15 protein-coding genes are annotated in these 21,484 nt (G+C 58.1%); 7 read left to right on the forward strand and 8 right to left on the reverse strand.

What is annotated here, in order from left to right:
* The first annotated feature begins 145 nt into the window (after positions 1-145).
* Complete coding sequence (locus LKE50_04275) at positions 146-1,270, forward strand: zincin-like metallopeptidase domain-containing protein (protein MCH3967826.1); 1,125 nt, start codon at positions 146-148, stop codon at positions 1,268-1,270.
* Positions 1,271-1,539: 269 nt separating this feature from the next.
* On the opposite strand, the gene LKE50_04280 is transcribed toward LKE50_04275, so the two are convergent.
* From LKE50_04280 to LKE50_04290, 3 genes are read right to left on the reverse strand one after another with little or no spacing between them, the layout of a single operon-like run.
* Positions 1,540-2,049 (reverse strand): hypothetical protein, encoded by a 510-nt coding sequence (locus LKE50_04280; GenBank protein MCH3967827.1) that lies wholly within the window; start codon positions 2,047-2,049, stop codon positions 1,540-1,542.
* Positions 2,046-3,281: a relaxase/mobilization nuclease domain-containing protein gene (locus tag LKE50_04285; GenBank protein MCH3967828.1), complete on the reverse strand. Its 1,236-nt coding sequence runs from the start codon at positions 3,279-3,281 to the stop codon at positions 2,046-2,048. The genes LKE50_04280 and LKE50_04285 overlap by 4 nt, the downstream gene beginning before the upstream one ends.
* A gap of 7 nt (positions 3,282-3,288) precedes the next feature.
* Complete coding sequence (locus LKE50_04290) at positions 3,289-3,711, reverse strand: hypothetical protein (protein MCH3967829.1); 423 nt, start codon at positions 3,709-3,711, stop codon at positions 3,289-3,291.
* Positions 3,712-3,913: 202 nt separating this feature from the next.
* Here LKE50_04290 and LKE50_04295 point away from each other — a divergent pair, with 202 nt between their 5' ends.
* The 3 genes from LKE50_04295 to LKE50_04305 all read left to right on the forward strand — a co-directional run bounded on the left by LKE50_04295 (position 3,914) and on the right by LKE50_04305 (position 10,798).
* On the forward strand, positions 3,914-7,111 hold the full coding sequence (locus tag LKE50_04295) for an N-6 DNA methylase (protein MCH3967830.1): 3,198 nt from the start codon (positions 3,914-3,916) through the stop codon (positions 7,109-7,111).
* 623 nt (positions 7,112-7,734) lie between these two features.
* Positions 7,735-9,387, forward strand: coding sequence for an ATP-binding protein (locus tag LKE50_04300; protein ID MCH3967831.1), 1,653 nt, complete (start codon positions 7,735-7,737; stop codon positions 9,385-9,387).
* Positions 9,374-10,798 (forward strand): UvrD-helicase domain-containing protein, encoded by a 1,425-nt coding sequence (locus LKE50_04305; GenBank protein MCH3967832.1) that lies wholly within the window; start codon positions 9,374-9,376, stop codon positions 10,796-10,798. Before LKE50_04300 ends, LKE50_04305 begins: the two co-directional genes overlap by 14 nt.
* A 195-nt stretch (positions 10,799-10,993) precedes the next feature.
* Here LKE50_04305 and LKE50_04310 read toward each other — a convergent pair whose 3' ends face one another.
* Positions 10,994-11,443 carry a YraN family protein gene (locus tag LKE50_04310; protein MCH3967833.1) on the reverse strand — a complete coding sequence of 150 codons (450 nt, stop codon included), beginning with the start codon at positions 11,441-11,443 and terminating at the stop codon, positions 10,994-10,996.
* A 329-nt stretch (positions 11,444-11,772) separates the two neighbouring features.
* Here LKE50_04310 and LKE50_04315 point away from each other — a divergent pair, with 329 nt between their 5' ends.
* Both LKE50_04315 and LKE50_04320 read left to right on the forward strand, forming a co-directional pair.
* The gene (locus LKE50_04315; GenBank protein ID MCH3967834.1) at positions 11,773-12,120 is read left to right on the forward strand and encodes a hypothetical protein; all 348 of its coding nucleotides are present in this window, start codon (positions 11,773-11,775) and stop codon (positions 12,118-12,120) included.
* 109 nt (positions 12,121-12,229) lie between these two features.
* Positions 12,230-13,336: a hypothetical protein gene (locus LKE50_04320; GenBank protein MCH3967835.1), complete on the forward strand. Its 1,107-nt coding sequence runs from the start codon at positions 12,230-12,232 to the stop codon at positions 13,334-13,336.
* A gap of 60 nt (positions 13,337-13,396) precedes the next feature.
* On the opposite strand, the gene LKE50_04325 is transcribed toward LKE50_04320, so the two are convergent.
* Positions 13,397-14,662 carry a site-specific integrase gene (locus LKE50_04325; protein ID MCH3967836.1) on the reverse strand — a complete coding sequence of 422 codons (1,266 nt, stop codon included), beginning with the start codon at positions 14,660-14,662 and terminating at the stop codon, positions 13,397-13,399.
* A gap of 575 nt (positions 14,663-15,237) precedes the next feature.
* On the opposite strand from LKE50_04325, the gene LKE50_04330 reads away from it, so the two are divergent.
* Entirely contained in the window at positions 15,238-16,680 is a 1,443-nt protein-coding gene (locus LKE50_04330) for a putative DNA binding domain-containing protein (protein MCH3967837.1), read from the forward strand.
* A gap of 973 nt (positions 16,681-17,653) precedes the next feature.
* Here LKE50_04330 and rhaD read toward each other — a convergent pair.
* The 3 genes from rhaD to LKE50_04345 form a co-directional block, all read right to left on the reverse strand.
* Positions 17,654-18,487 (reverse strand): rhamnulose-1-phosphate aldolase, encoded by an 834-nt coding sequence (rhaD, locus tag LKE50_04335; protein MCH3967838.1) that lies wholly within the window; start codon positions 18,485-18,487, stop codon positions 17,654-17,656.
* Positions 18,488-18,580: 93 nt separating this feature from the next.
* A complete protein-coding gene (locus LKE50_04340) occupies positions 18,581-19,840 on the reverse strand; it encodes an L-rhamnose isomerase (protein ID MCH3967839.1) in 1,260 nt (419 codons plus the stop codon).
* 81 nt (positions 19,841-19,921) lie between these two features.
* The gene (locus LKE50_04345) at positions 19,922-21,388 is read right to left on the reverse strand and encodes a rhamnulokinase (protein ID MCH3967840.1); all 1,467 of its coding nucleotides are present in this window, start codon (positions 21,386-21,388) and stop codon (positions 19,922-19,924) included.
* Between the last annotated feature and the right edge of the window lie 96 nt (positions 21,389-21,484).

The following is a 21,484-nucleotide window of genomic DNA, read 5'->3' on the forward strand; positions in this document are numbered from 1 at the left end:
CGTGGCCTGCGTATGGATCTTCACGTACGCATGTTGCAGGGCGTCCGCGATCGCGGACGGCCCTGGCAGGGAGTGACGACAGGAGGGGGCGGGCACAATCGCCCGCCCCCTCCGCTTATCGGGCGGTTGACCGAGGGAGGATGGCATGGCGAAGGGCAGGGGAGGGGCGAACGACGCGATCGCGGAGGGCCGTGCGGAGGTCGTCTCGCAGATAGCGGAGGCCATGGAGAGGGACGGGCTCGCGTGGGCGGCCGAGTGGAAGGGATGCTGGTCGCCGACGAACCCCACGACTGGGAGGGCCTATCGCGGCCTCAACAGGGTCTCCCTCGCTGCGGCGATGCACCACGGAGGCTTCGAGGATCCGCGCTGGTGCACGTTCAACCAGATACGGGGCGCCGGGTGGCACGTGGAGCGTGGCGCCAAGGCCACGGGCTCAGTGGAGTTCTGGAGCTGGTACGTGCCGACCAAGCGCTTCGGCGGGACGCGTGTCGTGACGCTCCAGAGGGCCGAGCAGCTCGTGCGGGACGGCAGGCTCCCAGAGGAGGCCCTCGGCGGCGCGTTCCTGAGTGGCAGGCTACACCACGTGTTCAACGGATCGCAGATCGTGGGGATAGGGCCCTTCGACGTGAGCGCCCATGCATCTGCGTCTTCCGAGGTCGAGCGTATAGCCGACGAGTTCATAGCGTCATCACGGTGTCCCGTGGCAGAGGTCGCGGGGGACAGGGCCTTCTACCGCCCCTCCGAGGACAGGATCTACCTGCCGAGGCGTGCGCAGTTCACGACCATGGACGGCTTCGCGAGGACGGCGCTCCACGAGATGTGCCACTCGACGGCACGTGAGGTGGGCCGTGAGGTCGAGCGGGGGCGGGAGGGATATGCGCGCGAGGAGCTCGTGGCCGAGCTGGGGAGCGTGTTCGCCGCAGCGGACGCCGGGCTCGACATGGGGGCCTTCGCCAACGCCGACATGGGGCAGACGTTCCTCGAGAACCATGCCGCCTACCTCAGGAGCTGGCTCGGTGCGATAAAGGACGACCCAGAGGCGCTCGCGAGGGCGGCGACGGCCGCGAGCAAGGCCGCGAGCTACGTCGGGGATAGGAGGGAGGGTCTGCTCGAGGAGCGCACGAGGGCCATCGCCCTGGATGCCAGGCAGGCCGTGCCAACCGATGTGAGGTCGCTCTCCGAGCGCGCCGGGACCGCGCGGGCTGCGGGCGGGCCCGTCCATGCGGGACCGTGCCGCGCCATGGGGGAGCCAGGGCCGCTTGAGCCTTGACATCGACAGCGCGGCATCCCCGCCACGTCGATGCGGCGTTTCTCTAACATGCAGGTGGACTAGCCAACAGGAGCCCCTCTGAAGGCTGGCTGCACTCTCGCTGAGCCAGGTGCCCACGGTTTCGGGCCCGCTCACATGACGAAGCGGAACACCATCCGGAACAGCCAACGTATGAGCCTCATCATGACCAGGATCACCCCGAGAAGCACTCTCCCCAGAGTCCCCAACACCCTTCGCATCGTCTCCTCCGTCTCCGGCCCTAGGACGGCTCAGATGATAGCGACGAGGTCGGACAGGTACTCGTAGCTCGACCGCGTCATGCCGAGCATGGCGCAGAGCTCCGTCTCGCCGTCCCGTGTGCCCAGGAGCTCCGGGTGCGCCTGACAGGCGAGATCGTGGAGCCAAGTCGCGAGCTGTGCGAGCGAGCCCCCGCCTGGGTGCCATGTCGCCCCAAGCTCTCGCAGGCGCTCCACGTCGGCGAGGTCGGGGCCGATGCGGAGCCACCTCGTGATCCCATCGATGGCCACGGAGAGCACCAGCGGGGCCTCCTCGTGCGAGATGAGCAGGAACGACCAGCCCCTGCGTCTCCTCGCGGTTGCACCGGTTTCCACGTCTCGGACGTCATAGCAGTCGGCGCAGAGGACCATGGAGCCGTCCTCGCGGAACGCGAGGGTGAAGTCGGCGAGCATGCTCTTCGCGGCAAAGGGCTCGGGCCTCGTGAACCTGTCGGTATCGAGGGACTCGAGCCTGCCGTCATCGTAGGAGACGTCGATCCTCATCGTTCCTGGCCCCTCTCCTCGCGCTGCGGCTGCCGTGCAGGTGCGTTGCCCTTCATGCTCGTCGGTCCTAGCCCGCGGATGGTGTCGATCGTGCTACTGGTGCTTTCGCCGGGTGTCTTGCCAGGGCTGTCGTCATGCTCGGGGAGGATGCCATTCCTACTCGCGTAGGCGCGTGCCCGCGTGATCCTGCGCACGGCTCCCTCGTCGTTCCTCGACCTGGCCCTTGTCGCTCCGGCGTCGAGCTGTTCTAGGGACGTCGCATGGTTCTCCCGGGCTGTGCCCACGGTTTCGGCGAGGCGACGGAGCTCCGCCAGGTCCCGTACCTCCATGGCGTCTCGGGCGATCGCTTCGATGCGTCCCCGGGAGCCCTCGGGGGTCTTCGCCCTGCGAGGACTCGACAGCTCGCGGGTCACGTTCGGCCTCTGGTAGTCGGTGCCGAGCCGCGTGCCGGTGACGCATCGGGACGGCTGGGCGGAGAGCGCGAACTTCCAGTCCCCGTTCCTGGTGTCCTCGACCGTGATGCCCATCGTGGAGAGGACGTCCCTGAGGTCGTCCGCATCTCGTGCGACGCCCCTTGCGATGTCGACTCGGGCCCGGATGTCGGTAACCCAGGAGTAGCCGTCTCTCTCTGCAATCTCGGACTCCTCGCGCCCGACGTGGACCCTCTGGTAGTCCGTCCGCGCCCCAGTCTCGCGCGTGTCGCGATGGTCCGGGTCGAGCCTTCCCTCGAAGTGAGAGAGACCCATCTCTTGCGAGATCGCCTGGAGTCGTCCGTTGAGCGCCCCTGGGTCTGGGTCCTGCAGGCGCCGGCCCGTCCTCACGTTGGTGTTGTTCACGATCACATGGGCGTGGGGGACGTGGTTCTCGTTGTCGTCGTGGTAGACGATGGCGACCTGGAAGTCGAGGAAGGAATCCCTCGCCCAGGATGTCGCCATCACCCTGAGCCGAGCGAGCGTGACGGCGTCGGCTGGGTCGGGGGAGAGGACGTAGTGCTTGTAGGTGCGAGCCTGTCGCCCTCGCCACGGCGAGTTGTTTCCCTCCGCGGCACGCCGGTCGTCCATGGCCTCGTCCCAGGCATAGTCCTCGTACACGGGGAGCCCGTCCTCGTCCTCTCCGATGACAGGGGCGTCGAGTTCGAGGTAGTCATGCGCCAAGGCTCGACCGTCCCGTTCGAAGTAGCGTCTTGCGCCTGCGAGGCCGGTGTGACCCGATATGGGCTTCACGTACGTCATCGTACGCTCACCAGACGAAGAAGCTGGGTCGGTCCGACATCGCAGAGACGTCCTCGCGGAGGCAGCCGAGCGAGTCCTTGACGAAGGACATGTCCGCATGGACGAGCGAGAGCACCTCCGCGACGTCCTCGGGGTCCGCATCGCCCTCTCGAACACCCTTGGCCATGGTGTTGAGGGCTCGCACGGACTGGTTGTAGAGCGTGCCTATGGCATGGAGGTTGTAGGAGACCTCGTGGGAGGTTGCGTAGTCGAACACGATCGGCGCGCCGGAGAGAAGATGGGTGCATGGCAGCTGCACGTAGTGGGCGAAGAGGCGGACGAGGTCGGTCTTGTTGACGCCATATGCCTCTGCGGCCTTCGCAAGGGCGTCGTCCTCCTCTACCGAGAGCCGCAGCCACAGGCGTCTTGGCCTCGTCTCGTTGCCAACCATTCGGATCACCCCAGGGGCGCGGGGGCTCCCCCGCAACGCTTCGCATGGAGCCGACACGCGCGACCGCGAGACGCCTCCCCGACAGACGACAGTCTGAGGGGAGCGCGGCGCGGCCGTGGCGCTGTTGGCGAGAATGGCGAACGAGTCCTATTCCGCACACTTGTGTGCACGGAATAGGCTACTTGCTGACTGGGCGCGTAGAATGAGGCAGCTACAAATTGTCAATACAGGATTGCAAAGAAACTTCGAATTGAACGGCGGTATGATGGATTCAACTCAATCTAATCTCGGCCAAGCGGTGTTTGATATCGCGCAGGCCGCCAATAACTCAGCAAATGAGGAACAGCTAAAAGTCGCTATTGAGGGAGTTCTTCGTACCCTTTGTGTGTCTCACGACGTGTTCTGGAATCCGTATACTCTTGAAAAGAGCTTTCTCGGAGGAAGAAAACGACTCGACGTGGTTCATGGTGCAGTCGTAATCGAGTACGAGCCCCCTCGGTCGTTCAATGCCAAGATTAATGCTCAACTACGCCATGCAAGGAAACAGGTCGAAGAGTATTCGGTTTTACTTTCATCTGAAGAGGGACGTGCAATTGAGGAATATACCCTAATTGTATTCGACGGCGTAACAATTGATTATGGAAAATGGACTCAAGGCAGTGTCGTCTGGGAGACACAGAAGCCATTCGATAAGGAAGACTTGGTCCGAGTACTGAGGAGCATCGAGGAAAACGGTAATCCTCTTGTAAGTCCTGCGCTGCTAACACAAATCGTTGGTCCAGACACGAAAGTCGGAAGAGCGCTGCTTCCCGCCCTTTATAAGCTGGTTGTTGCTGCGTGCGATTCAAAAGAGACTACAAGAACGAAACTCATTTTTACTGAGTGGGAGAGGCTCTTTGGTGAAGTCGACGGTGATGCAACCTCACGCCTTGATGACTATCTGAGACAGATTAGCAAAGAGCATAGTGTCGAGTATTCTCACAATCCGCAAGCGTACGTGTTCGCTTTGAACACGTATATTGCCATTGTGGCGAAGCTCGTATCAGCGTTCACTCTTCAAGTGAGTCGGGAGTTCATTCAAAACCAGTCGCTTCCTACGCTCGATTTCTTCGAGTTGGTTGAGAGAGGAGATTTCTTTGCTGACTCAGGAATCAAGAACATGCTATCTGTTGACTTCTTTTCATGGTATGTCTCCGAAGAGGGATCAGACCAATTAGTAGAAGGACTCTCTCTGCTTCTGAATGAGCTCAGGCTCGTAAACTTCGACATCACCCGGAAGAGTCCCTCCTCGGTTCGCGATTTGTTTAAGGGCCTCTATATGGGCTTTACTCCATCTGCATTGCGGCATGCGCTTGGAGAGTATTACACCCCGGATTGGCTTGCCGATCATGTGGTGAACTGTTCTGGGTGGAAGACCGAAGAGTCATTCCTTGACCCAACTTGTGGATCCGGCACTTTCGTTCTAGAAGCGTTAAAGAGACGCATTGAGAAAGCAAGTCCCGAGGATACAGCAGAGAAGCTGCTGGATGGCCTTTTTGGATTTGACCTAAACCCCCTAGCCGTTCTTACGACAAGAGCATCGATTGTGGTGTTCTTATCAGATAGATTTGATGCTGCGCATCCAGTTCTTCTCCCCATCTATCTTGCTGATGCAATCAATACCGCAGATCCAATTATGGGCACCTTTCGGCATTCGTTTCTCACTGAGCGGGGCGAGAGATCCTTTCTAATACCTGAGGCCCTGGCGCGCGATGATGAGTTTTATGATGTCATGAACTCTTTGAAGAATCTAATAGATGGTGATGCTTCATCCGATAAGTGTCTGAAGTCGCTAACGCGGTTTATCAGTGTACGAAACCTCTCCTCACTGGACAGCGCTCATCTTGCTGAGACGGTTGGCAGCCTGGTGTCCCTTCATAAAGACCACTGGAATGGAATATGGTGCTCGATCCTCTTCGATCGAATTGCTGCCGGTTGTGTACATGATATTGATGCCGTTGTCGGTAATCCTCCATGGGTGAAATGGAGCAATTTGCCTCGCGCGTATGCTGAATTCATCAAGCCAATATGTAACGACATGGAGATATTTAGCGAGGACACTTGGGTCGGTGGTATTCAATCTGATATTTCGACGGTAGTGTTCTACAAGGATTTTGGGCGGTTCGTAAAGCGCGGCGGGACACTCGCATTTCTAATTACTGGGTCAGTTTTCAAAAACGAGTCGAGTCAAGGGTTTCGTAGATGGACCCTGGTTCATCAGGATGACTCAGGAGAGATTGTTAAAGAGCCGTTTTCGGTCTCTTTTGTCGAGGACTATCAAGCAGTGAAACCATTCGATGGCGTTGCAGCAAATTGGCCTACGCTAATTGTGGCTAGGAGAGACGGGTCTTCTACGGGTTATCCGGTGCCGTATCGGCGTTGGGCCCCTGGTATAGCATCCTCCAAGCACTACTCAGATGATGCTGAGTTTTCCGAGTCTTGTGAAAGGGAGGACCTAGTTGCTATTCCTGTGCCAGGAACTGATGCGGGGCCATGGCTTGATGGCTGCCCTGCAGATATACAGATTTGGAATCAGTTGTTTACGAGGCACGGCGAGTCTTCTGAATATGCGGCTCGCAAGGGGATTACAACAGATGCCAACGGAATCTACTTTGTGGACACCTCGGAGGCACATGGTTGCTCTGGGATGGTTAGGGTTGCCAATAACCCAGATAACGGTAGAAGAAGGGATATACGGCGTCTGGCCACAGAAATAGAAACGGACTGTGTCTATCCCTTGCTAAAGGGACGGGGCATCAGCAGGTTTAACGCATCGGTTGGACAGCACTCCGGAGTGATAGTCCCGCAGACCGGCATGAGCGGTGACGAAGATTTGCCAGTGAATTGTCCAAGTACGTTTGGGTTTCTCAGCCAGTTTAAGAAGGTACTTATTCAGCGTTCAAGCTATCGTCGGTTCCAACAGGGGAAACCGTATTGGTCGGTTTGGTCAACTGGACCCTATACGTTCTCTCCATATAAGGTTGTGTGGAAAGAGATGAGTGGCAGGAATTTTGTTGCTGCATATGTTGGGTCTGTCGCCATCAACGGCATGGACAAAAGAGTTGTGGTACCTGATCATAAAGTCTATTTTGTGCCCGTGGAAACTCTTGAAGAGGCCGCCTATCTATGCGGATTCTTGAATGCTCCGATTGTCTCCCGGGCAATCTCGTCCTACGCGCCAGCCCTTAGTCTTGGCACTAGTGTGACGGAGTATCTTGCCATTCCCCCTTTTAATAAGGATTGCAGGGAGATGAGGGAGTTGTCAGACCTAGCGATTGCTATTACTGAGGGAGATACTTCCTATGATGATGAGGGGGATAGCCTGTCTCTGCTGGTTGATAGCCTCTTACATGAGGAATGAATCTAGCCACCTATGCCGATAGATGTGGGCTTTGACAGCTTCCCTCGTGTGTCGAGCGCTCCATGCGTGGAGGGGGTGGGGACGGCAGACGCGAGAGCCCAACTGAGGCCTCATTATCCAAATTCCTGTGCAGATCGGTCTTGGCAAAGTCGTACCACGCGTCCGACTGCTACCGGGAATGTTGTCCATATTGGAAGAACGGAGATGGTTATTATCGACTATTGGTGACCCATTGACCTGGTGATGATTCTCCTGAATTCGCAAGTAGTCTCGTACGCGGTGTTGTCTTAGGTACTTGCCCTCGGGAGTTCTTGGAACGGAATCGTCTTTTAGTGGAGGGGCAGGCGTGTATGAACTCACATCAGTAATAAGTGCCGCTCGCCCGATAGTACAATTAGCCGTGAATCAAAGTGCGCCCCTTTGTACATGCACCATTGAGTGCAAGAAGAGGCGGAATGCCATCGCATTCTGAGAGGCGTGGGGCAATGCCTGCTTCATCGTTTCCGAACGCCGGACATTGATATCGAGCATGACGTCACAGCCATGTATGGATAGGTTGGTGCTTCTTGCGACTTCATGAGTTAACCATACAGAACTACCGCGGTCTGAAGAACTGCCGCATCTTGTTAGGGGACGATTCTCCGCTCTCATGTCTGATTGGTCCAGGTGACTCCGGAAAGAGCACTGTCCTGTCTGCCGTGGAGTGGGCCTTTTGGCCGCGTTATAACCTGGGTGTCGGCGATGTCGACTTCTACAAATGCGATACGTCACAGCCAATTGTGATTGCAGCGTCGGTGAGCGGGTTTCCAGACGAGCTGTTGAAGGAGAGTAAGTTTGCGCTCTACCAGAGAGGTCTTCCACTTGATGGCGGAGGATTCGGCGAAGACGATGATCCCAAGGACGGGCGGCGCGTGCTAACCGTCAGACTTACCATTGGGAGTGATCTTGAGCCTTCGTGGGAAGTTATCAAGAACAATCGCGAGCCGAAACGAATCGGTGCTTCAGATAGGGCCATGATTCCCGTCTGCGTGGTTGGCAGCGGCGCTGGTAAAGACACGACATGGGGAAGGCATTCGCTACTCCAGAGATATGCGACATCAAATAGCGCAATGAAATCGACCTCTATCGAGGCACTCCGTCGACTCAGTACGCTGGAACTCTCGGATCTCGATGCGGCGACAGCCGAGCTGCCTAAACAGGTTGAATCGTTTGGCGTGAATGTCAGTGGCGATTCCTTTGTGAACCGGTTTCTGATGACTGGCGCTCAGCTCCCCTCGCAGGCAGGACTATTTGACGGTGATGCTCCTCTTGCGCTGCTTGGTACGGGATCAAGAAGGCTGTTCTCCATAGCCATGGGATTCCGCCTGTCCCAAAACGGTTCTCTAGTTCTAGTTGATGAGATTGAGAGCGGCCTTGAGCCCCATAGGCTATGCAACCTAATCCAGCTTCTAAGAGCTATGGGGTCTGACGTCCATTCGCACGTGATTTTCACGACTCACTCTCCCGTAGCACTTAGAGAGATGCAAAGCGATGAACTGTACGCGTTCCATTGCTTAGGCGGGATAGCCCAATCGCATCCGCTCGCTTCAGATGACAACGAAATCTCAAACGATGTTCAGGCTCAGCTGCGTAAATCAGCGGAGTCATTTCTCGCCAAACGTGTTGTGGTTTGCGAAGGAAGCACCGAAGTGGGGGTTCTTCGGGCGATTGACTGTAGCATTCGCGAGAAAGATGATTATGGAATCACCGCGGCCGGGGTCGCTCCATCGGACGCGGGAGGTGGAAAAAACATGTTCAAGTATGCCCGGCACTTTAAAGATGCTGGCTATGACGTGTGCATTTTTATGGACTCTGACAAACCCTACGAAGATGACAAGAAGGCAATGAGGGACAACGGCATTTCCGTGTTTGACTGTGACGAGGGGCTCTTTCTGGAGCAGCAGGTTTTCACAGATGTGGATTTCGAAGGGGTAAGGGAGCTCCTCTACTATGTTGAAAAGAAGATCGGAAAGCAGCGTGTCGGCGATCAGCTGAGATGCCAGGGATTGCACCTGGACGAGATCTTTGCTCCTGGCCAGGATGGTCTGACCCTGGTGCTTCGCCAGCGTCTTGGAAAGATTGCGGGCGAGAAGGGATGGTTCAAGTCCGTTACGGGCGGCGAGATACTCGGAACCATTGCTCTAAAACATCTTCGGGTCAACGAAGGTCCTGATGGCAATACGACCCTTGCCAATCACTTCGCCGGGATTTCGAGGTGGGCAATTGGGCAGGATTGAGCTGTTGTCTGATGCCGACATGTGCTTGCAGCGAGTTGCTGCTGTTGCGCCTGCGGGGTTTGGAAAGACTGAGCGCATAGCTGGGGCAGTGGCATCTCCCAATGCGAGGACCTTGATTCTGACTCACACGAACGCGGGTGTTCGTGCTCTGAGGCAACGCATCTACTCGAAGGAGGTCCCGGCGTTCTCGTATCGTGTTGCGACGATTGCCGGGTGGTGCGAGTCTTGGGTGTCCACATATCGTGCGACGACCGGATATTCCTCGTTTGCAGAGTTAAAGGGAGCGTCTCCCAGCGCCTACTATCCAAGGGTTTACGCTGCCATGAAGAAGCTTCTCGGGTGCGAATGGGTGGCAGACTCGTTAAAATCCTCCTACTCGAGAGTGCTTGTTGACGAGTACCAGGATTGCACCATGACACAGAATGAGCTCATTCTGTCGCTCTCCGAAACCATCCCCATTACTGTCTTCGGCGACCCAATGCAAGGTATCTTCTACTGGACGAAAGACGACCAGCTGGTGAACTGGGGATGCCTCAACATGCCCATACGGGATATGGGCGGGAAGCCGTGGCGTTGGATAAACTCTGGGCATGAGAGCTTAGGCAGATACGTTCAAGAGGTGAGAGAGATGCTCCTGCCTACTCTAGATGGGCGGGATGTTTCGTTGACGCTCAAGACAGATTGCTCCGATGTCCAGATTATTAGTAAAGATGAACTGCGTAAGTGGCAACCTGAGCGTAATGACGGGAGTGCTGTATTTCTTTCGACGATTAAGGGAGTACAGAACGGGTTCTCGAACCGTCACCATGGCTTCCAATCGAACGAGGCAGTGGATAATCCTGAGGCAAAGGAATTCTGTGAACGTGTAGACAGCGAGGTCGGCACCGATCTCGCTCTGGTGGTGCTCGGTTTTCTCGGCAGATGCTATACGCGAATGAACCAGCAGATGTCTTCGTATGTTCGCCACTTGAAAAACGGTGATTTCGACTTCAGGCGAATTAGCAAACATAGTGACGTCGGGAGGACCCTCACCGTCCTCGAGAGCCACTCTACTATTGAAGCGGTATGGAACATCATCTCTGCAGTAAATGAGTGCAAGGATTTCAGGCTTTATCGCGGTGTCTTGGTCTGGGAGGTCACCAAGGCCCTCGAGCTTGCTATGGAAAATCAGACCACTGCTCTTGAGGGGCTGGAGCTTTGCAGGAGCAGAGGAGTGTCTTTCAGGGATTACTGTCCGTTTCCCCGCTTGTCATCCAGAACTGTGCTCTCCAAGGGGTTGGAATACGATACCTCCATCGTGGATGTGTCGAGCATGCCAGACCCAAGAGATCTCTACGTTGCGATATCTCGCTGCAAAAAGAAGCTGGTTCTCGTTTCGGATTGTCAAACGCTGCAGCTCCGTGGAATCTAAGTGCGTCGACTCTCATACTCCCGAGACGGATGGTCTCGCATTTTCCCTCACGCGCGTTAGGTGTTCCTGCGCGTGAGGGGAGCGGCCGCGGGAGGGCTTGGCTGCGGCCGTGGCGGTGGAAAAGGGGGTGCCGCCCACGTTCTCCGTGGACGGCACCTTTGCCACCGTGGGCGGTCAGTCCTTTGTCCTAGGGTCTCATTCCTCCCACGAGTAGGCACCGATGAGGTGACGTAGGCGGGCGCAGCGCTCTCCTACGATGGCGATGGATATGACGTCGACGCGTGCCTTCTTGCACTCTGGGTGCGCGAACAGGTAGCGCATGGCGAGCCTGCGGTATGACTCCTGTCCCTCGACGTCGACGGCGAGCTCCGGCATGTAGGACTCCTCACCCAGGCGCACGTGCGTCCTGACGTCCACGAGGACGACCTCCCCCTCGCTGTCGTCCGACGCCACGACGGGCACGCTGCCCTCCTCGCACGCGAAGCCGTCGTCGCCGACGACGTAGCCGCGCCTCTGGAGGTAGAGCCTGGTGAGCTTCTCTCCCTCGGACTCGACCTCGGTTGGCGTCATCTCGGCCACGGGCGTGGTCGCCTGCTCTTCCTGGTTGCCTGTTGCCTGCTGCTTGGTGCTCTCGTTGCTGCTCATGTTGGCTCCCTAGGACTTGGGGGGCCCTTTGCCCCCTCGATTAAGAGAGCAAGCAAGGTCCCTCCTCCCCGTCCGCGCGTCCTTGCGGGCGTGGCGCGGCGCGGACGGGGAGGAGGGACCGTCGGGGAGCGGGAAGAGGTGCTTGCTCCCCGTGCTAGCGTCTTAATCGAGGGGGCGAGACGTCGCGAGCGAAGCGAGCCCGCCCTAGGACCTGTCGTCTTGCTTGCGCTGGGCGGTTCATACGTATCTCCTGACGTAACACCTCGATATATGGTCTTTCCTTGGGTACGATATGAAGCGATAGTCCGACAACGGCGAAGGCGGCTGCCATGGAGTGGGTCTACCAAGATGTCGTTGTCGAGACGGTCGACTGGTTTGCGCGAAGGGCCATTCCCGATTCAGGTAACTGGCATGGTGAGAGCTACCGAATCCAGCAGGTAGCAATGATTGGCGGGAGCGCTTGGAGGGTCGAGATCGACATTCCTACCTCCGCTGAGGATGCTTGGCTGAGTTTCATCATCGAGGCCTCTGATGAGACTGGCGAGACGTCCGTTTCCGACATTGAGTGTGTGCGTGGAGGACGTGCTGAGCATTTCTACGAGACATATAGCTGGAATGACAACTCGGGGGAGTGGGCAGTAATTGATCTCTTGGATGGTGACTCCTCTCAATCTTGATTGTATGGTCTATCTGAGGTCCTTGCCTATATGCTGATGGGCCTACTGTTTTGAACGGTGCTTTCGATATGGGCCGTGAGCTGCCTGGCGATTTAGCGAGAGGGATAGTATGCCTGACGATATGGAAGAATCGCCTGTCTGTAGCGAGGTCGGCATGCCCGACTACTTGGGGGTCTTCACCACATCAATGAAGACCTACAGGCGGTTCTCCGAACACCTGCCGGTGAATGGCCATGTTGTCGATCTGGCTAATGGCGCGAAGAAGGCATCGGACGTTGTTGGCGAGACCAACGAATCAGACTACTTTGGTGTCATGATTCGTCTCATGCTCCAGAGGAAGTACTTCCAACGTGGCGGGGATCACAAGAAGCCCAATCCCCTGTTTATAAGAAACCTTGTCAAGACCGCGCAGGGCAGTTATCCAGATCAGTCTGACACGTGGCAGCACGTCCTAGAGAGACTCGATGATCTCAAAAAATGCGAGGTTCAAGTCTCTCTCCCGGATGGAACAGTTCAAGCTGGTTTCTTTGATAACGTCCAGGATGTTACATATGGAGCACTTCTTCATGCCGATCCAGACAAGCTCGAACGGGTTGCCCAGATTCCGGAGTCTATGCAGACCATATATGTCGGTGAATACGTTATGGCGCGGGAGAGAATACTGGTCGACTTTTCTGATGCCCTGCAGGCGTCGGGAGTGAAGACGCTTGATTCTCATAAGACCGAACGGAAGGCGTCGGTCTACATGGGACTTCAGGAGGGGTCTGTTGGGAGATCCATCTCTGGGTCGCCTTGTTGGTCAGGTCTTGTGGGTCGAGATATGGACGATGATGAAATTGCAGACACCGTTTTAAAGAGTGACAGCCTAGAAGACCTATATGTAATTCAAGTCTGCAGCCAGTTCGTTTCAGAGCTTCTTGAGGACCAACCTGACGTAACAAAGCTAAGCGCAATGGTTGCTCCATGGCTTAGAGAAGAGTGGGGGGACTTTTCGGAGGCAGCCCAAAAGGTTAAGAACGTTCGCAACATTGGGTTTTCACATACTGTCGATTATAGGGATGGTGGCATTGGAGCCGTCGTTAAGATGCTGCCTGATGTAGAAGCGGCGTTTTGTGTCGAGGGGCCTCAGCTAATCGAAGACGGTGAGGTCGGTTTAGTCAAAACCGGCCAGGGATGGAAAGTGATGCGCCTCTATCCCCCACAATATGGACAATGATCATAGGCTGTTCTGGTTCAATTTGTACGTTAAAGAATCAGGCGAATGCCTCATGCGATGCTATTTCGCCTTGGCTGTTTTGTTACTCCGGCCGTCCGTGCTTGGGAACAGTAGAACCGTGCCTCCCTTGTCGGGTTCCGGCCTCCTGCTCATGACATCGTCGATGGTCTTCGCCGCGGCCCTCTTGGAGGCCGGGTCTGCGCTCGCGTAGATGTCGAGCGTCATCGAGGCGTTGGCATGCCCCAGGATCGAGCTCACGGTCTTCACGTCCACGCCCTCGGCGATGGCGAAGGTGGCGAACGTGTGCCTGAGGTCGTGGAACGAGGGTACCCTGCCCTGCGTGCCCACGAGCCCCATCGAGCTCGCGAGCGCGTTCCACTGCTTCCAGACGGTGAAGACGCTCGCATATCCCCCGCGGACGTCGCCCAGCACGTAGAGCTGCGCCATGCGCTCGCGGGAGTCGTCGAGGTCGGCCTCGAGCCGCTCGGCCCTCATCTCGCGGTAGCGGTGTCGGAGCGGCCCCACGAGCGCCTCGGCCATGGGGACGTCGCGCCTGCCGCTCGCCGTCTTGGGCTCCTTCACGTAGGTCCTGCCGCCGTCGCGGGCGATGGCGCGCCTCACCCACACGGTCCTCGCGTCGAAGTCGACGTCGCCCCACCTGAGCGCGCAGATCTCGCCCTGCCTCATGCCGGTCATGAGGGCGATGGTGACGGCGAGGTTGAAGGGCGTGTCGGCCGCCGCCTCGAGGTAGGCGAGGAGCGTCCTCCTCTGGTCGTCCGGGAGCGCGTTCGGCATCGTGCGGGCGACCTTCGGCGCCCTCACGCGTGCGACGGGGTTGCGGTCGAGCAGGCCGTCCTCTATGGCCTCCTCGCACACGGTCTTGAGGAGGACGTGCGCCTTCCTCACGGTCTTGGGGGAGAGGCCGCGTTCGGGACCCATGAGGTCCGCCTCCCATGCCTGGACGTCCTCCGTCGTGAGGTCACGCATCGCTATGCCGCAGAGCCCCTCGTCGGCATAGCCTACGTCGCATCGGTAGCCGCGAATCGTGGTCCTCTCCACGGACCTGGACGTCTCGAGCGTGTCGACGTAGTGGCTCATGTAGTCGATGACGGTGATGTCCGGCCTCATCGACGTCCTCGGCTTGCGCCCTCCCGCACGCCTCTCGAGCGTCGCTCGCACCTCGGCGAGCTCCCGTTTGGCGTCGCGCATGTTGGACGCCTCGAGCGTGCGGCTCGTCTGGTGCCACCGCCCGTCGCCGTCCTTGTACTTGAAGATCCCGCGGTAGGGAGGGACGTCTCCCCGGACGAAGCAGTTCGTATATAACATTCATTCCACCTCTTATGCACCAAGGGGCCTTGGTGCGCGCGCACCAAATCCCGATTACCGTGCAGTCCTGTCTTGGCAAAGTTGTACCACGCTGTCCTGGTACCAGCGGCGACGTTGGCCGTATTGGCGAGCATGGCGAGAACGAACATCAAATATTATCGACTCATAACCCGGAGGTCGTTGGTTCAAATCCAGCCCCCGCGACCAAAAACATGCAGGTCATCGACGAGAGTCGGTGGCCTGTTTTTGTGTTGGTACTACGTTGGTACTGCTTTGGTACTACAGGCCATAGTGGTCGTACAACCCAGAATAAGTGCATAACCTGTGGCGCCGTGGTTCCCTTGGGACAGGGACGGATGGTCCCCCTCCCGCCGGGCCCACCATCCACGGACCGAGACACACGAACACGACGGTCCTCTCGAAGTGGGCACCAAGACGACGATGGGCATAGCGAGGCTGACCCGATTCCATTGGTGGGAGCATCTCCATGTGTCGGTTCCGGTCTTGCTGGTACCATTGACAAATGATGGGCCATGGGCAGATGGAGCAGTGCCCAGAAGATGATGCGAGGACATATGACACAGTGCCCGGTGACAGACAACGATGTCAGTAAGCTCTCTGCGGCAAAGGAGAACCATTACTATGACCGCAAGAGCGCGCGTATCAAGCCGGACCATCTGGCGCAGCACATCGTCGCCCTCGCCAACGCAGCAGGCGGGAAGCTTGCTATCGGGATCGAGGACGACGGCGAGGTAACGGGATTCAAGGCTGACGGCGCACAGACCATCGAGGGCTTCGAGCAATGTGCAATCATGGACTGTCTGCCTGCTCCGGACGTGACCTCTATCCGCATTCCCGTCATAAATTCAAGGGGTCAGGAGGATCTCGTCCTCGTACTCGACGTCGCGCCATCGAGCGATCGGGTCATCGGCCGCAAGAAGGACGGCAAGGTGTTCTTGAGGCAGGGCGACAAGAGCCCGGAGCTCAGCCATGAGCAGATTCGTGCCCTCGAGTACGACAAGAGCCAGCGTGTCTTCGAGGACGAGCTCGTCCCCGACTCATCGATCGGAGACGTCGACCACGAGGTGCTCGACCGCTACAAGGTGATCCTCGGCACAGATGCTACGGACGAGCAGGTGCTCGAGAGCCGTAGGTTCATGCGTGACGGCAGGCTCACCGTCGCGGGTGCCCTGCTGTTCGCCGAGGACCCCTCGTCCTTCATGCCCCAGGCGCGTGTCAGGGTGCTCCGCTTCGACGGGACGAAGATGGAGACCGGAGAGCGACTCAACATATCGAAGGACAGGACCTTCGACGGCCCCATTCCCAAGGTCGTGGACGGTGCCTATACCCTCATCTCGAGCATGCTCAGGGAGTTCCAGTTCCTTGGCCCGGACGGCAAGTTCCAGGTCGTTCCGGAGTATCCCGAGTTCGCCTGGTTCGAGGGTATCGTCAACGCGGTGACTCACAGGGACTATGCCTTCCGTGGCGACTACATCCGTGTCTCCATGTACGATGACAGGCTGGAGATACTGAGCCCCGGCAAGCTCCCCAACACGGTGACGCTCGACAACATGCGCACCACCCGCTACTCCCGTAACCCCAGGATCGCCCGGACCCTCGTCGAGTTCGGCTGGGTGCGCGAGCTCAACGAGGGGGTCCAGCGTATCTACTCTGAGATGCAGCGAATGCTGCTCAACGATCCGGTCTACACCGAACCGGAGGGGTCGAGGGTGCAGCTCACCTTGGAGAACAACATCGTCGCTCGCACGGTCAGGCGTAAGGAGGCCCTCGACGACAGGCTGTCCGAGGAAGTCATGTCGAGCCTCGGGGAGTATGAGCTTGCCGCTGTCCAGCTTGCCTTCGCGAACGGACATGTCACCACGAGGGAGTTGGCCGGCCGCATCGGACGGAGCACCCGTTCGGCCAGCAAGGCTCTCAAGGACCTGGCCTCACGTGGAATTCTGCACTGGCATGGGAGCTCGAGGAACGATCCCGCCCAACGCTACTCCCTTGACTGAGCCACCTGTTCATTTCGGAGTATTTCGGAGTATTTCGGAGTAGTTTCGGAGTATTTCGGAGTGTCCGGGGAGAGAGCCTATGACGGTCATTTGGCAATCGGGTCCTGGGGAGAACCCATAGACAGGGCCTCTCGATTATGCCCATGGGCATAATCGAGAGGAGAGCCATGGAAATGGCCCTCGAATTGGCTACAGGGACGATGGCGGCCGCTTCCGGTCAGGGGAGTGCTCGCCCATGGCCCATCCGCGTGTGAAGAATTCCCGTCCAATACCACCGTACGAAGAATCGGCGAAGAGAGCCCTGACAAAGGACGACAGGGGAGGCACGAGGTAAGGCGACCGATACCACCGTTCGATACGGTCGGGTAACCCTCATATCGAGCCATAACCCGGAGGCCGTTTGTTCAAATCCAGCCCCCGCGACCAAAGGCACGCAGGCCATCGGCTTGTCCGATGGCCTGGATTAGTGTCTTGCACCAAGGCCCTTGGTGCGCGCGCACCAAATAGCGTGCGAATGGGCTTTCTATGGAGGCCAATCCGCTGCAAGTTATCCCGACGCCGTCAACGGTGCCAGACAATCCCAAACCGCCTCAAATCGGTCATCGGAGGACGTCCTCGACGTCCCCGCAGGTCTTCGCCAAGAGCGCGAGAATGGTCGTTCTGTGACTCCTGGCCCTGCAAGATGCTAGGAGACCCTAGACCCTTCTCTTTGTGATGCCGCATGGGCAGGTCGTCCTGGTCTGCCCTTTGCACCAAGTCGACGGCAGGAGATCGGAGCAAGGATGACAGCGAGTCACATGGCACCAAACGGTGAGGTCGGAGTTTCTCCAAGGCGCGAGCCAGAGCTTATAGGCGTGAGAGAGGCGGGGGAATAAGTGATCCCCCCGCCTCCCTGAAGCTCGAAGCAGCTTCTTTAGCTGTCGTGGATAATGCTATTGACTTGGCCCCTTGACCCAGTCAAAGGGCTGATGTCCTAGTCAACAAACGTCTCATTGATGCTGATGCCAAAGTCGTGGCAAGTGTCTTTGAGTCCCTGATCTGGAATTGTGTTCATGAAGCCATCGGACCCACCATTCGCAGCGCGTGTGGCGATGTAGAGCTCGGCCGCCTTCTCGATGGTGTGGACGAGTCCGAACGTGGTATCGAAGTCGGGGCCCGTACCAAAGAGGCCATGCTGGGCCCAGACGGCCGCATCGTAGGTCTTCATGACCTCTGAGGTGGCCTTCGCAATGGCAGGGCCACCGGGCACCATCCAAGGCACCACACCGACTCCCTGTGGGAACACGACTACGCACTCCGTCATCATCTGCCAGAGGATGCGCGTGAATGTGCGGTTCTCAAGCGGCACGAGGTAGCTCATCTCGATGATGCCTGGTGTGTGGGCGTGGTAGATCACACGGTTCTCCCCATTGGTGCGTGCCATGGTGACCGAGTGGTTCATGAAGTGACTCTCGAACTCACTCGTGGGGCGGGCCCCGTCGAGCAGACCCCAGACGATGCGGAAGGCATCGCCGGTCTCGCTGATCTCTATGATGCCAATGTTGTGTTCCGGGTCCTCGAGCACGTTGTGCATGAACTTGCCGGAGCCGGTGGTCACGAAGAAGGCGTTGCGCAGGTTGTTGGCTGAGACACCCATCTGCGTCCACTCCCGTGGTGCATCGTCAAAGAAGGCGCGGGCTTGCTCGACCTCCTCGTCGCGCATGCGATAGGTGAGGTTGCCGCCGTTGCGCTCATGCCATCCCAACTGGTCACCGTGCTGGCACATGAGGCAGAATCTCTGGATGAACTGTAGGTTGTGCATTGCCATGATGTTCTGATCCCTTCTTTGGTCAGTCGACCGTCAGCATCTTCGGGCTGGGGTGTGTTACTTGCACCCGGCATGGGACGGCGGCTCCTGTTTCTAGGCTCGCTTGGAGAGGATCTCGTCCTCGTACTCCTTAACCGCACCCCAGAGGTCACTGTCAAGGGGAGTGTTGGCACGGCTGCAATACTCGTCCCATACGGCTCCGAACGGCATGCTCTTGAACTGCTCGGTGACCATCATCTTCTCGGAGAACTGATAAGTGTCCTGCAGCTCCTTGAGCCGTGCATGGGGCTGGAGCATCTCGAAGAGGAGCGACTTCTCCATGGCCCGCATGCCCGTGGCCCATGCCCCGATGCGGTTGATGGAGGCATCGAAGAAGTCGAGTCCGACGAGGACCTTGTCCATCCCACCAGGGCAGCGCACGACCTCGCTCGCGATGTCGCGAATGGTGTCATCGAACAGGACCACATGGTCGGAGTCCCAGTGCATCGGACGCGTGACATGGAGGGGCACGTAGGGGAAGAACTGCAGGAGCGACGGGAGCTTGTCGGCGATGCTCTCGGTGGGGTTGAAGTGGCCTGCGTCTATGAGGACCACGAGGTTGCCCCCGTGCTTGGCGGCATAGGAGATGTAGAACTCGTTGTTGCCGACGGTGAATCCCTCGAGGCCAATGCCGAAGACCTTCTGCTCGACCGCATCGATGACATGCGGCGTCTCGAAGGCATAGATCTGGTCAAGGGAGTCCTTGAGACGCGCGCGCATGCCATAGCGGTCAGCCGGGATGTCCTTGAGGCCATCAGGTATCCAGAAATTGTTCAGGACCATGTCATCGGTCTCTTCGCCAATTCTCTCCGCAATCCTGCGACAGGCGATGCAATGGCGGATCCAGAAGTCTCGGGTTCCCTCGTCGGGAGACGAGACGGAGCAGTTGTGATTCATCCTAGGGTGCGAGAAGATCGTGGGGTTGAAGTCGATGCCGTATCCTTTGTCCTGGGCCCACTTGACCCATGGCTCGAAGTGCTTGTACTCAAGCTGGTCCCGGTCGACCCAGGGGTTCTCTGCGGTGAAGACGGCGTAGCTCGCGTGCAGATTGATGCGCTTCTTGCCGGGGATGAGGCTTGCCGCCTTCTCGAAGTCCGCCGTCAGCTCGCCGAAGTTGCGGGCTCTCCCCGGATAGTTCCCTGTCGTGAGTATCCCCCCCGAGGCGGCGTTTCCCTTCTGGTCGAAGCCGCAGACGTCATCTCCTTGCCAGCAATGCATGGAAATCGCCTTCCCGGCGAGGTCCTCCATGATCTTCTCGGTGTCGATGCCACAAGTGGCATAGGATGCCTTCGCGAGCTCATACGCAGTCGACATGTTCTTGACTCCCGTCGTCGCGCTGCCATAGCGGCAGCTCTCCTGTTGCGTTCCATCTTGTCTTGCCTTGTTCTGGTATGCCTATCTCACGAGCCTGACGTCAAACGAGGATGCGATGGTATCGCGGGCCTCCGAGACGGACGAGAACTCGTCAGCCACAATCATCTGTGCCACGAGGTTGCCGATGGACGTCGCCTCGACCGGGCCTGCATGAACGGGCATCTGACATGCCTGCGCGGTGAGTTCGTTGAGGTATGCGTCCTGGCATCCCCCGCCGACGATGTTGATGGCGGAGAAGTCTCGTCCTGTGAGGGCGTGGAGGTCAGAGACGGCATCCGCATACGAACGGGAGAGGCTGCGATAGATGGTCTGGAGGACCTGGCCGATCGTGCATGGTATGGGCTGACCGTCATCGCGACACGCGTTTCTGACCTCCTCGATCATGGAGTCAGGTGTGAGGAATCGGTCGTCATCTACGTTTACGACGGCTTTGAAATCGTGCTCATCGCGAGCCAATCCTATGAGTTCGGTGAAGCTGAACTCATGATCGCTCTGAGCAACGAGCGACGTCTTGCCCTTGACGTAGTCCACACCGTTGATCTCGCGACGGACACACTGGATCATCCAGAGCCCCATGATGTTCTTGAGGTACCTGTACCGCCTCTCATAACCTCCCTCGTTCGTGAGGTTATGAAGTCGGCCGGCGGCGCTTATGAGGGGCTTCGCGTTCTCGATTCCGATGAGGCTCCAGGTGCCAGACGAGATGAAGACGGAGCTTTCGTCGTGGGTAGGCACGGCGAGGAACGCGGATCCCGTGTCATGAGTTGCTGGGAGCACCACCTTCGCGTCATAGCCCACCACTTCTGCGACTTCGGGAAGGAGCCCTCCCAGAGTGGTTCCCGGCATCAGGGGTGTCCGGAAGAGCTTGGAAGGGATTCCACACGCCTCAATGACCTTGGGGTCCCAGTCGCACAAACGCGCGTTCACGAGACCGGTCGTCGTCGCGTTCGTATACTCGTTGGTCTTTACACCAGTCAGACGCCAGTTGAGGTAATCGGGGATCATGAGGAAGGTCTGCGCACGCTCGACCTGCTCGGGATGCTCGCGGGCAAGGGCGATGAGCTGATAGATCGTGTTGAACGGTTGGCGCTGGACGCCCGTGTGCTCGTAGAGGGTCCCGGGGTCGATGAGCTTGTCAACGAGTTCGGGAATGTCCTCCGTGCGCCTGTCGCGATAGGCGACGGCATCACCAAGGACGTGGTCATTCTCGTCGAGTAGGACGAAGTCGACGCCCCAGGTATCGATTCCGATGCTCTCAGGGACACGGCCGAACTCGCTGCTGCAGGCGGCAAGGCCCCTCTCGACTTGGTCGAAGAGCTCCTCTACGTCCCAACAGTCATGATTGTCGATGCGCCTCTGTGAGTTGGCGAAGCGATAGACCTCCTGGAACCCAATCCTGCCGTCATCGACCCATCCAATCAGGACACGTCCACTTGATGCTCCTATGTCTACGGCGGCATGGCACCTCATGTTGGAGGGATCGTCCATGATGTTTCCCTTCGCTTGAAAACCACGGCCATTTGATTTTGTAGGCCAATCCTACCAGGATGTAAAAATGGATTTCGCAGGAAGAGTCTATCACAG

The organism is Atopobiaceae bacterium (genome assembly GCA_022483015.1).
In the GTDB taxonomy this organism is placed as follows: Bacteria; Actinomycetota; Coriobacteriia; order Coriobacteriales; family Atopobiaceae; genus JALCUE01.

Coding starts and splice junctions, on each gene's coding strand:
- LKE50_04275 (MCH3967826.1), top strand. CDS start 146: ATGGCGAAGGGCAGGGGAGGGGCGAACGACGCGATCGCGGAGGGCCGT.
- LKE50_04280 (MCH3967827.1), bottom strand. CDS start 2,049: ATGAGGATCGACGTCTCCTACGATGACGGCAGGCTCGAGTCCCTCGAT.
- LKE50_04285 (MCH3967828.1), bottom strand. CDS start 3,281: ATGACGTACGTGAAGCCCATATCGGGTCACACCGGCCTCGCAGGCGCA.
- LKE50_04290 (MCH3967829.1), bottom strand. CDS start 3,711: ATGGTTGGCAACGAGACGAGGCCAAGACGCCTGTGGCTGCGGCTCTCG.
- LKE50_04295 (MCH3967830.1), top strand. CDS start 3,914: ATGAGGCAGCTACAAATTGTCAATACAGGATTGCAAAGAAACTTCGAA.
- LKE50_04310 (MCH3967833.1), bottom strand. CDS start 11,443: ATGAGCAGCAACGAGAGCACCAAGCAGCAGGCAACAGGCAACCAGGAA.
- LKE50_04315 (MCH3967834.1), top strand. CDS start 11,773: ATGGAGTGGGTCTACCAAGATGTCGTTGTCGAGACGGTCGACTGGTTT.
- LKE50_04320 (MCH3967835.1), top strand. CDS start 12,230: ATGCCTGACGATATGGAAGAATCGCCTGTCTGTAGCGAGGTCGGCATG.
- LKE50_04325 (MCH3967836.1), bottom strand. CDS start 14,662: ATGTTATATACGAACTGCTTCGTCCGGGGAGACGTCCCTCCCTACCGC.
- LKE50_04330 (MCH3967837.1), top strand. CDS start 15,238: ATGACACAGTGCCCGGTGACAGACAACGATGTCAGTAAGCTCTCTGCG.
- rhaD (MCH3967838.1), bottom strand. CDS start 18,487: ATGGCAATGCACAACCTACAGTTCATCCAGAGATTCTGCCTCATGTGC.
- LKE50_04340 (MCH3967839.1), bottom strand. CDS start 19,840: ATGTCGACTGCGTATGAGCTCGCGAAGGCATCCTATGCCACTTGTGGC.
- LKE50_04345 (MCH3967840.1), bottom strand. CDS start 21,388: ATGGACGATCCCTCCAACATGAGGTGCCATGCCGCCGTAGACATAGGA.